This window comes from Flavobacterium quisquiliarum (genome assembly GCF_019308285.1).
GTDB classification, from domain to species: Bacteria; Bacteroidota; Bacteroidia; order Flavobacteriales; family Flavobacteriaceae; genus Flavobacterium; species Flavobacterium quisquiliarum.
Genome location: NZ_WWEM01000020.1, coordinates 427,672 through 440,492 on the forward strand (window position 1 = coordinate 427,672; position 12,821 = coordinate 440,492).

General features: G+C 36.3%; 6 protein-coding genes. All 6 read left to right on the plus strand.

Annotated elements, in window-relative coordinates; genetic code table 11:
* The first annotated feature begins 53 nt into the window (after positions 1-53).
* The gene (locus GSY47_RS09540) at positions 54-1,103 is read left to right on the plus strand and encodes a pectinesterase family protein (protein WP_179005997.1); all 1,050 of its coding nucleotides are present in this window, start codon (positions 54-56) and stop codon (positions 1,101-1,103) included.
* Positions 1,104-1,109: 6 nt separating this feature from the next.
* Positions 1,110-3,656 carry a glycoside hydrolase family 95 protein gene (locus GSY47_RS09545; RefSeq protein WP_179005999.1) on the plus strand — a complete coding sequence of 849 codons (2,547 nt, stop codon included), beginning with the start codon at positions 1,110-1,112 and terminating at the stop codon, positions 3,654-3,656.
* A gap of 409 nt (positions 3,657-4,065) precedes the next feature.
* A complete protein-coding gene (locus GSY47_RS09550; protein ID WP_218651432.1) occupies positions 4,066-7,434 on the plus strand; it encodes a SusC/RagA family TonB-linked outer membrane protein in 3,369 nt (1,122 codons plus the stop codon).
* Positions 7,435-7,446: 12 nt separating this feature from the next.
* Positions 7,447-9,468, plus strand: coding sequence for a RagB/SusD family nutrient uptake outer membrane protein (locus GSY47_RS09555; RefSeq protein WP_179006001.1), 2,022 nt, complete (start codon positions 7,447-7,449; stop codon positions 9,466-9,468).
* A 25-nt stretch (positions 9,469-9,493) separates the two neighbouring features.
* A complete protein-coding gene (locus GSY47_RS09560) occupies positions 9,494-11,083 on the plus strand; it encodes a DUF5123 domain-containing protein (RefSeq protein ID WP_179006002.1) in 1,590 nt (529 codons plus the stop codon).
* A gap of 183 nt (positions 11,084-11,266) precedes the next feature.
* Positions 11,267-12,766: a pectate lyase gene (locus tag GSY47_RS09565; protein ID WP_179006004.1), complete on the plus strand. Its 1,500-nt coding sequence runs from the start codon at positions 11,267-11,269 to the stop codon at positions 12,764-12,766.
* Positions 12,767-12,821: the final 55 nt, after the last annotated feature.

Here is a 12,821-nt window from a genome sequence, read left to right on the forward strand (position 1 = left end):
CCGTAAGCATTTGGCTTACAAAACCAAATTAATAACTTTCCAAGACTTAAATTATGAAAAATTCCTTTTACAAATGGGCTGTTTTTATAGCCTGTATGATAATTGTACCCAACTATTTAGCAGCCCAGACTAAAGATAAAATCACAGTAGCCCTAGATGGAAGCGGTGATTATGTTAAAATTCAGGATGCTGTTAATGCAGTACCATCTGATAAAGCAACACGCACCATCATTTTTATAAAAAACGGATTATACAATACTGAAAAAATCATTGTTCCTGCTGATAAAAAGAGAATCACTTTTAAAGGAGAAAACCGTGAAAAAACAATACTGAGTTATCATATTTTTGACTGCACTGGCGGTTTAAACAATAAATGTCCAGCCGAAGATGCAGCGAAATGGGAAGGTCAGAATATTAGAACTTCAGCTTCGGTAACGATTCAGGGAGATGAGTTTAGAGCAGAGAATATAACTTTTCAAAATACCGCTGGCCCTGTTGGACAGGCTTTAGCTGTTTTTATAACCTCAGATAAAAATACTTTTATCAATTGTAATTTTTTAGGCTATCAGGATACCATGCTTCTTGGGAAGGATGGTACTCGAAGCTACTTTAAAAACTGTATGGTTTTAGGAAGAACAGACTATATCTACGGTGGTGGAATAGGTTATTTTGACAGTTGTGAAATCAGAAGTTACGGTGGTGGCTGGATTACGGCTCCAAGTACGCCAAAAGATCAAAAATATGGTTTCGTGTTCAACAAATGCAAACTGACTTTTATTGGTAACAGCCCTCGTATTAATGATGATAAACAGCCTTTTAGTCTTGGTCGACCTTGGCATAATTATCCAAAGGTAGCATGGCTGAATTGTGAAATGTCCAAAGAATTGAATCCGCTGGGATGGCCTACAACCTGGCGTATGGATTATGCTTCCACCAGTGCCGATTTGCATCTGTATGAATACAACAATAAAGGAGAAGGCGCGAATATGACTGGTCGTGCAAAATGGGAAGGTTTAAAAGTAATTTCTGCTGCTGAAGCCAAATTGTATTCGATGGAAAATGTATTAAATGGATCTGATAAATGGATGCCTTCCGTAAAATAATAGTGTATGAAAATTCTTTTAAATAAATCGGTTTTATCGTTTTTCGTCTTTTTATCTTTTCTGTTCCATTCTTATGCCCAGAAAAAATTAGTCTTATGGTATGATAAACCTTCCAAAGCATGGACAGACGCTGTTCCTCTTGGCAATGGAAGGTTAGGAGCCATGGTTTACGGTGTGCCTCAATCGGATACGATACAGATTAACGAAGATACTTTCTGGTCGGGAAGTCCTTATCAGAACATCAATTCAAATGCTAAAAAAAGCCTGAAGCAGATTCAGAATTATCTTCAGGATGAAAATTTTATCGAAGCGCAGAAACTGGCTTTGTCCGATATTATTGCAGATCGCAAAACAACTTCGCATGGACAAGTGTATCAATCCATTGGGAATTTGGTTTTATCTGTTCCAAACCACGAAAAGTATACTAATTTTTACAGAGATCTGGATTTAAAAACGGCTATTGCAACGACTAAATATACTGTAGAAGGTTTAAACTTTCAGCGCGAAGTTTTTACTTCTTTTACAGATCAGCTTATTATTATTCGACTTTCTGCAGATAAAAAAGGCGCTGTTGATTTTAATGCTTCGTTTGCAGGCCCTCTTAAAACCAATATGGTAAAAGTGACAGCTTCAGTACCTGCCAATCAGAATCAATTGCTTGTGGTCAATGGTCAATGTGCTCGTGAGAAGGAAGAAAATATAACCAACTTACTGCATTTTAATACACAGATAAAAGTTGAAGCAAAAGGTGGAACTCAATCAAAAGAAGGAGAATCCATCAATGTAAAAAATGCAGATGAAGCTTTTATTTATATATCAGTAGCTACCAATTTTAAAAACTATAAAGATATTACTGCCGATGCTGAGAAACGAGCGAAAGAGTATCTGAAAGCTTTTTCTAAATCGTATCAAAAAGCGAAAGAAGATCATATTGCCTTTTATCAAAAACAATTCAATAGAGTTCAGTTGGATTTAGGCAGTTCTCCACAGATAAATAAACCTACAGACCAACGTATTGCTGCATTTTCAAAAACAGATGATCCCGATTTGGTCTCTACTTATTTTCAGTTTGGACGTTATTTGCTTATTGCTTCTTCTCAGCCTGGAACTCAGCCAGCTAATTTACAAGGAATTTGGAATCCAAATGCCGGACAGTATCCAGCGTGGGACAGCAAATATACAACCAACATTAATGTTGAAATGAATTATTGGCCAGCCGAAGTAACCAATCTTTCAGAATGCCATGAACCTTTTATCCAATTAATTAAAGAAGTTAGTGAAACAGGAAAACAATCGGCTTCGGAAATGTATGGAGCTCGAGGCTGGACGCTGCATCATAATACCGATTTATGGCGTTCTACTGGTGCTGTTGATGCGACGGCAGGAATCTGGCCTACTTGTAATGCATGGTTTGCTTCACATTTATGGGAAAAATTTCTTTTTTCTGGAGACCAATCTTATTTAAAAGAAGTGTATCCAATACTTAAAAGTGCATCCGAATTTTATCAGGATTTCTTAATTAAAGATAAGAAAACAGGATATCTGGTAGTTTCGTCTTCTATTTCTCCTGAACATACTCCTGGTTTGCAATCCTATGAATATACAAAACAAGATGGAAGTATAGGTACAGAACGTTGTATTGTTTTTGCCGGTGTGACAATGGACAATCAAATGGTGTTTGATTTACTTTCGAATACTATTGATGCAGCTGAAATTTTGAAAGTAGACCAGCAATTTATAACAGAATTGAAAAAAATCCGTCAGCAACTACCGCCAATGCATATCGGGAAATACACACAATTGCAGGAATGGCTGGAAGATTGGGATCGTAAAAATGATGCACATCGACATGTGTCTCATTTATGGGGAGTGTTTCCGGGACGAGAAGTTTCACCTTTTAAAACTCCCGAACTTTTTGAAGCTTCCAGAAACTCGCTTATTGGAAAAGGAGATGCAAGCCGTGGCTGGTCAATGGGATGGAAAGTGTGTTTGTGGGCCAGATATTTAGATGGAAATCATGCTTATAAACTGATTACGAATCAGCTCAATTTGAAACCTGCCAACGCCACTATTAAAGATCCTGATGGTGGTACCTATACCAATATGTTTGATGCGCATCCTCCATTTCAAATAGACGGAAATTTTGGCTGTACGGCTGGTATAGCCGAAATGTTGCTGCAAAGCCACGATGGCGCTCTGAGTTTATTACCGGCTTTACCAGATGTTTGGCAGAATGGTTCAATTAAAGGATTAAAAGCTCGAGGTGGTTTTGAAATCGAAAATATGCAATGGAAAAACGGCAAATTAGTTTCTGTAACAATTAAATCGAATCTGGGCGGAAATCTTCGTATGAGAAGCTATGTTCCATTAAAAGGTTCAGGATTAAGTACAGCCAAAGGAATTAATCCGAACACTTTTTATAAATACCAGCCGGTCGAAAAACCAGTGGTTTCTTCCAGTGCCGAATTTAAAGGAACAGCAGTAGCAAAAACATTCGAATTTGATGTTAAAACAGAAAAAGGAAAAAGTTATACTTTTCAGTATGCCAATTAATTTTTGATTGTTTTCTAAAGATAAAAAGCAGCTGTGATATTCTTAAAATCACAGCTCTTTTTTTATACGGTAGCATTGGATGTTTTTTTAGGAATTGTAATGATCAAAAACAGATGTTTTTTCTGATGTAATTTCTGAAAGTGTTGAAAATAAAGGGATTCTGTGAAATGCCCCCTATCATATTGTGTTTAGACCTCCTTCAAATTAGGATTAAAATCTAGTTTTGTTTTAACAATAAATCATAAAAACAAATCCGTTTTTTCGGAATGTGTTTTTTTAATGCTGCTTATTTAAGCATTGTTTAATCATGATCTTATTTCGGCTTCAAAACTAGGCCTAAGACGAGATCATTTTTAAAATTAATATTCACTATTAACTATACTAACTAACCAATTTAAACCATTATTGTATGAAAAAGAATTTGTCAAAGAATCACTTTGGCATGGTAAAGAAAGTTAGGAATAAAGCCGCTTTGCTTTCAGCAGTAGTTTTACTCTTTGATTTTTCTGCCAATGCCAATACGAACTCAAATTCAAGCACACTAACCCGTTTCGATTTTTCCCGAAACAGTAAGAACCATAACCATTTCTCTTTTGATTTATTGCCATCTTTTCAAAATGAAATAACGGTAAAAGGGAAAGTGGTAGATGAAAAAGGACTGGGAATTCCAGGTGTGTCAATTGTATTAAAAGGCACTAAAAAAGCAACAATGACCGATATTGACGGAAGTTTTGTTTTTGAAAAAGTTCCTTCAGAGGGTACACTGACTTTCTCTTTTATTGGTATGGAAACCCAGCATATTGCTGTTGGAGGAAGAAGCAGTTTTAATGTTACAATGAAAGATTCCTCGACCAACCTTGATGAAGTAGTCGTAATTGGATATGGAACTGCGAAACGTAAAGATTTAACAGGTTCTGTTGCTTCTGTAAACATGAAGGATTTGAAAGATATTCCTGCAACTTCGGCTTTACAGGCTATCGCTGGACGTTTGGCAGGGGTAAATGTAACTATTACAGAAGGCTCTCCAGATGCACAGATTAACGTAAGAGTACGTGGAGGAAGTTCTATTACTCAGGACAATTCACCACTTTATATTGTAGACGGTTTTCAGGTCAATTCTATTAATGATATTCCGCCTGGCGATATTGAAACTATTGATGTATTAAAAGATGCTTCATCGACTGCAATCTACGGTTCTCAAGGAGCAAATGGAGTAGTATTGATTACGACAAAATCAGGAAAAAAAGGAAAGACCGAAATTACGGTAAATGCCTATACTGGCTTAAAAAAGACCTACAATCTTACCGATGTTTTATCTCCTTATGAGTATGTATACTTTCAGAAAGAACTTGATCCGGGATCTAATGTAGCGGGTACTAGTTTTTATTCTGCCTATGGTTTATGGGAAGACAGGGATATTTACAAATCTAAAAAAGGTTTTGACTGGCAGGAACAGCTTTACGGAAATACAGGCGTGCAGACGCATACTGATATGGGGTTAACAGGTGGAGATGCAAAACTGCAGTACAAAGTAAATTACACCCATGATCAGGAAGATTTTATCATGGTTAATTCTGCTTATAAAAGAGATTATGTAAGTTTTAAACTGAATAAAGAATTGAGTTCTAAATTCCGTTTTGATTTCAACTCTCGTTTTTCTAATACAATAATTACAGGGCCAAGTGTTTCCAACGGAGGAAAACTGAAAGATGGTATTAAATATGCTCCTGTAAGAAGTTTAACTTATCTGGATCCTGCATTAGCTTTAGGAGGTACGGACAATATAAGTTCAGCCGAAGCCTTGAGTAGTTTAAATGATCCTATTTACAACATTACCAACGAATACAAAGAGCAGAACAATCTTAATCTGACGATGAATGGAGGTTTGACTTGGAAACCCATAAAAGGACTTTCGATAGTTACTCAGGGGAGTTATGCAGTAAATAGAAATTATACAGATAATATCTGGCTTCGAAATACAGGAGAAGCGAGTGCAAACGGTGGACAGCCGGTAGCAAAACGTCAGGATGTGAAAGGAGCAGATTGGTCTATTCAAAATACGTTAAGTTATGATAGATCATTTAACAAAACGGTACACAAGTTTAATGTTTTGTTAGGACAGGAAGCAAGAAGCTCTCAGGTTAATGAAACATTGATACAATCTAAATTTTTCCCTTCAGATTTTGGTGCCAATGATGTTTTGGCAATGTGGAATTATGGGACGCCTCTGCCTACTTATACTACAATTGGAGAGCCAACCAGAACGTCTTCTTATTTCGGTCGTATTAATTATACGCTTCATGATAAATACATCTTCAGTTTTACTTCTCGTTTTGATGGTAAAAACGTTTTTGCTCCAGACAACCGCTGGGGATATTTCCCAGGAGCAGCATTCGCTTGGCGTATGTCTGATGAGAAATTTATGGAAAAGACCAAGAGTTGGTTATCTGATGCTAAATTTCGTTTAAGCTACGGAGAAGTAGGAAATGCTCGTGTAGGTTCCTACTGGCGTCAGGATTATAGTTTTGAAACAGCGGCTAATCGTCTTATTTATGTAAGTGAAGTGGGGCAGAGTTCTTTAAAACCTTCGAACACTTTAAAGAACGAAAATCTTACTTGGGAAACTACGGTTTCTACCAATTTAGGATTGGATCTAGGATTCTTTAATCAAAGACTGACCATTAATATTGATGCTTATAAAATTGATACTAATGACTTGATATTAGCGGTAGCATTGCCTTCCAACTCAGGTTATGTTTCACAATACCAAAATATCGGAAGTACCTCTAATAAAGGAATCGAATTTACAGTAAACGGAAATATTGTTGAAACTTCTCAATTTAGATTATCCGCTAACTTTAATATTGCCTTTAACAAAAATGTTGTAAAAAGTTTAGACGGTTCTAACGAAATGATTGCAGCATCGAACTGGGCGCCTAATGTTGGACGTGACGATTATAGAGTTCGTGTAGGACAGCCAGTTGGTTTGATGTATGGTTATGTATCTGACGGAATGTATACATTCGATGATTTTAATTTCGATACTGTACAGAAAAAATGGATTCTAAAAGATGGTGTTGCCGATGCATCAAAAGTAATTACGACTTCTGGTAATTATTTTGGGCCAGGACATATGAAACTAAAAAAACTAAGCGGTACAGGCAACGTAATTAATCCTGATGAAGACCGAAAAGTTATTGGACGTGCACAGCCTAAACATACGGGAGGTTTTGCTCTTAGCGGTGGTTTTAAAGGTTTAGATTTTTCAGCACTTTTCAACTGGTCTTATGGAAATGATATTTATAATGCCAATAAAATAGATAACTCAACTTTCAGCGGTTCTAAACGTTACAATAACGCTAATGCATTGATGAGTCTGGATAATCGTTTTACAACCATTGATCCAGTTACTGGAAATAATATCATGTTTGGTAATGATGCCAATCCGCAATTATTGCAGGAAATAAACCAAGGTGCAAGCATCTGGCATCCATTGTCTAACTCTACTATTATTACAGATTGGGCTATTGAGGACGGTTCATTTCTGCGTTTAGGAAATCTTACTATTGGTTATACACTTCCTGAAACTATTGCCAAAGGAAAATTTATTCAAAAAGTAAGATGTTATGTGTCGGGTAATAACCTAAAAGTTTGGACTCGTTACTCAGGACAAGATCCAGAAGTAAGTACAAATAGTTCTCCTTTAACACCTGGACTTGACTGGTCGGCTTATCCAAAAGCCAGAACCCTATTATTTGGTGCCAACATAACTTTTTAATTGTCTATTATCATGAAAAAATATATTTATACTGCATTTGTCCTTCTTGTCTTAGGAACCGTTTCCTGCAATGAGGACTTTTTGGAAACCACTTCGCCTTCAAAATTAAGTTCACAAACGGTTTTCAATACTACTTCAATGGCTAAAGCTGCCGTGATGGGAGTGTATGGAAAAATGACAGATACCTACATTTATGGACAGAAATTGTCTGTAAACTGGCAGGGTGTCAGTGATATTGAAACCAATTCAGGATTTACAACAACAGGATACAACTCGACAAGTTCTGATTCTGGAGCGGGTAATTTTTATGATGATCCTTATAACACTACGACCAAATGGGAGAGTTTGTTTCAGTTTGCCGAATTGGCTTCCACTGCTGTAGACGGCATTCGCAATTCTCCTATTTACGAATCCAAAGCAAACGAAATGAAACCGCTTTTAGGTGAAGCCTTAACCCTTAAAGCTCTTGCTTATTTTGAATTGGTTAGATTTTGGGGTGATATTCCTTATAAAGGCGAACCATCAAAATCGGATCTTTCTAATGTCTATATCGGAAAAACAGATAGAGATGCCGTTTATGCAGAACTGGTAAAAGATTTGACTGAAGCTGTAGGATATCTGCCATATCTTAAAACGGCACCAGAATATACTACAGCAGAACGTATTTCTAAGGCTTTCGCCAAAGGATTGTTAGCGAGAGTAGCATTATTTGCAGGAGGATGGTCGTTACACGATGGTAACCTTTTTTCAGATGAAAATGTGGAACATCATCCAACAATGCAGGCTGAAAATGGATATTATGTGGGACGTGTTAAAAACTGGCGTGATTACTATCAGATTGTAGCGCAGCAAACCGCAGAAATTTTAGGAAGTTCAGAACATCAGCATTCTTTAGATCCAAATTATGAAAATATCTGGAAAACAGTTTGTAATCTAGGACAGAATGCTTCAAATGAAAACTTATTCGAAGTGGCTTTTGGTCTAGGGAATAATGGAGACATTGGTTCATTAATGGGGTATGAAGTAGCTTCTAATACCAAATATGGTTCAAGAGGTTTTGGAGGAAGTTATGTGAGTTCACAGGCCTATTATTTTTATTCTTTTGACCCGGACGATTTACGCAGGGATACTACTTTGTCTTGGACTAGTTATGGAAGCGAAAACAAAGAGACAATGAAAACAGATGCTCTTAATGTCAGTTTTGCAAAATGGCGTCTTGACTGGATGAATCCTTCTTATTTGACTTTGCATAAAACAGCGAATTCCCGTATTGCCACTGGAGTAAACTGGATTTTAATGCGCTATTCTGATATTTATTTGATGTTTGCCGAAGCAGAAAGTCAGTTGTCAAATCCAGATAATGTTAATGCTGTGGCAAAAATGTCACCGCGTCAGGCATTAGAAACCGTAAGAGCCCGCGCTTTTGGAAGCAATTCATCAAAAGTAAAACAATATGATGCTGATTTCTTCAATGCCATTGTGAATGAGCGTGCATGGGAATTTGGCTGTGAAGCTATCCGTAAACATGATTTGGTAAGATGGGGACTTTTATACGATAAAATTGAAACCATGAAAAAAACATTGTGTTTAATGTTGGACAATAAACAAGCGGTTACCATTTTTGACAAAACGTATCAAGCATCTGACTTTCCGCAGACAATTTATTACAAGTTCAAGAATGCAGAATATATCGATAAGAGTTCAATTAATTACTATAGAAATTTAGGAGCCAGCCCTGGACCGGAATATTTATCTGCGTCTTGGTTTACAAAAAATGCACAGAAACCAACCAGCGGAACCAATAAAAATTATATCGATTGGCCGGTACGTATTTTATTGGCGGCGACAGGTATTAATAAATCGTATGATTATTCTAGCTTCTTAAGTTCCATGACTAATGGAGGAGAAATTCAATCCAATTTGGTGCAATACACTATGGGAAATAAAAGCTGTAATTACAGACATTATTTCTGTATTTATTATGAAGATTTATTTGAGTCTAAAGGTAATTTAACAAACTCCTTCGGATATTAAGTCTTAACCTCTAAAATTGGAAAAAATGAAAAAAAATATAATATTCGGATTATTTTCTATGCTTGCTTTAGTATTTGTAAGCTGTGAAAAAGATTATAACGATTGGGATGTAGAAGAAGGACACGAACGCCTTTTTAAATCTTTGATTTTTGAAGTCTCTAAAGTTGAATCTACTCAGGTAGAATTAAAATTTACAAAATCCATTGACGCTACTAAATATATATTTGAGTTTAGTAAAGACAGTTTGCAATTCAATCAAATTGTAAAAACGGTTGAATTATCAAGTGCTAGTTTGATTCCTTTTGCAACTTCTACCAATCAGACCAAAGTAGAATACCGTGAACTATTTAGTGAGCTGGATGGTGATTCTGGTTATTCGGTTCGTATGAAAAGTGTAAGTGAAGCTACCGGACTTGAATCTAAACTAAGCCAGATCTTTTTTAGAACACCTGCGGAGCAGTTATTTAAAAGTTATACTCCAGCGGCAAATAGTTTAACTGTTGACTGGATTATTTCTCCAAGGGTTACTAAAGTTGTTTTATATGACCAAGCTGGAGTAAGTATTAGAGAAATTTCTTTAACCGAACAGCAGAAAACAACGGGTTCTTTGGTTATAGATAATTTGGCTATTGGAACTAGTTATACAGTAAAAATTCTTAATGATTCAAATGTAAGAGGTTCGTTGAATGTGAGAACTACAGGTATATTCGACAGTACGATTTACAATGTACTTCCTACTGATAATGCAACTACAATTGCAACCGCTATTAGCGACCTAGTAGCTGCAGGTTCTAAAAACTTTACCATTGTTTTCGATAAAAATACAACTTATAACATTGGTGGAGATATCACTATTCCGACAGGAGTTAATGATATTGCTTTTGTGGGTGTTGCCGATTCTAATGGTGTACTGCCTAAATTACTAAATGCACGTTTTAGAGTACAAACACAGATTAATGATTTAATTATTCAATATCTAAACACCACTTCTGCTGCCGCATTTTTTATTGATTTAGGAACCAAAAATGTACACAACATTAATATTGACGGCTGCGAAATAGATAATATTAACTCTATAGTACGTTTAAGCGGTACTTCTGTAGTAAATGATGTGAATGTTGTAAATAGCAAGATTTCCAGAACAGGAGGTTATGGTGTCTTTAACGTAGCAGCTGGACAGGTTATCAATTCGATTACGGCTCAAAATTGTACTTTAACAGAAATCAGTACTCGTTTTGCGGATGTTCGTGTGGCAACAAAAATTAATTTTTCAAACATTACCTGCGTAAATATTACGACTGCAATGGGACATTTATGGCTTTTTGATAATGCAAAACCAGTACAGCTTACGCTTCAGAATATGATTATTGGAGGGCCAAACGGAGGAGCTAAAATCAATAGCACCAATGGTACTTATGCAAGTATTCAAATTTCATACACAGGTAGTTATATGACCAAAGATTTAATTGTTGATGCCAGACCATTTACAGGAATTACAGCAGTTCCGTTAGATATTTATGGTTTATTTGTAAATCCTGCTGTTGGCGATTTTCATATAAAAGAAGGTACAGGTTTCGCTGGTACAGGCGTAGCAGGAGATAAAAGATGGTTTTAATTTTTAACTGATTTGAAACAAAGGGAGTTATGACAATCATATTCCCTTTGTTGTCATTGAAATTATCAATTAGTTACAAAGTTACAAAGATGCAAAGTTTTTTAAACTGGAGACTAAAACTGAAAACTGAGACTGCAAACTGAGACCGAGACTGCAAACAGAGACTAAATAACTATACTTATCATGCATAAAAAACTAACTGGTACTGTATTAGGAATATTTTGTACTTACAGTATATTATCTTTTATACCCGCTGAAAAATGGAGTCATACTTCAGATGCTTTAAAAGATAAAATCATAAATAAAGAGCCTATAATAGAGGAAGCTTTTGCTTTTCCAGGTGCAGAAGGCGGAGGTGCTAAAGCCACAGGCGGAAGAGGGGGAAAAGTAATTAAAGTGTCTTCTTTAGAAGACACTGATACAGCGGGTACTTTACGATATGCCATCAACCAAAAAGGGCCAAGGATTGTTGTTTTTGATATCAGCGGGACGATTTATTTAAAGTCACCGCTGCATATTAGAAACAAGGATATTACAATTGCAGGTCAGACCGCGCCGGGTGACGGTATTTGTGTGGCGCACTACGATGTAAGTGTGAGCGCTGATAATGTTATCATGCGATACCTTCGTTTCCGAATGGGAGATGTAAATAAAATTGAAGCGGATGCACTTGGCGGACGTTTTCAGAAAAATGTAATTATCGATCATTGTTCTGTAAGCTGGTCCACAGATGAATGTGTTTCTTTTTATCAGAACGAAAACTTTACGCTACAGTGGTGCATTATTTCAGAAGCTTTAAAAAACTCTTTTCATGCTAAAGGATCTCATGGATATGGAGGAATTTGGGGCGGTAAAAATGCCACTTTCCATCATAATTTAGTAGCCAGTAATGACAGTCGTAATCCTCGTTTGGGCGAATATGCCAATCATGCTTTTGCACTTACCGATTTAGTTGATTTACGTAATAATGTAATTTACAATTGGGGAGGAAATAGCTGTTATGGTGGCGAAGCTATGAATGTCAATATTGTAAACTGTTATTACAAACCAGGGCCAGCAACTGTAAAAAAGGATCGTATTATTTCTATTGATAAAAATACGAAAGGGATTATTTCTCCCAATCCTGTATATAATATTTGGGGAAAATATTATATCGATGGAAATGTAATCGAAGGGTCTCCAAAAACGACAAAGGACAATTGGACCTATGGTGTTTTCAATCAATTTTCCCTAGGTTATGGTGTAGTTTCGGATGCAGATAAAAATGCAATTAAACAAAATAAACCTCATAATGCTTTGCCTGTTACGACTCATACAGCTCAAAAAGCGTATGATTTGGTATTAAAATATGCTGGAGCTTCTTTGGTTCGTGATGTAATTGATATTCGTATCATCAATGATGTGAAAAGCGGTAAAGTAACAATTACTGATGGCGGAAATGGCAGTAAAAATGGAATCATAGACAGTCAGAATGCTGTAGGCGGATGGCCAAATTTAGCCTCAGCTATTCCTTTAAAGGATACTGATAATGACGGAATGCCGGATGAATGGGAAAAAAAGAATGGTCTTGATCCTTCAAAAAATGATGCAAATGAACATCATCTTAGCAAAACCTATGATAATATCGAGGTCTACATGAATAGCATAGTAGTTAAACAGACCGAAGAGCAGTTAAAATTATAATCCTTTTTAGAATTATTCAATTCGTTTTTGTTTTTTAGTCAGTCCCGCCTGCAGA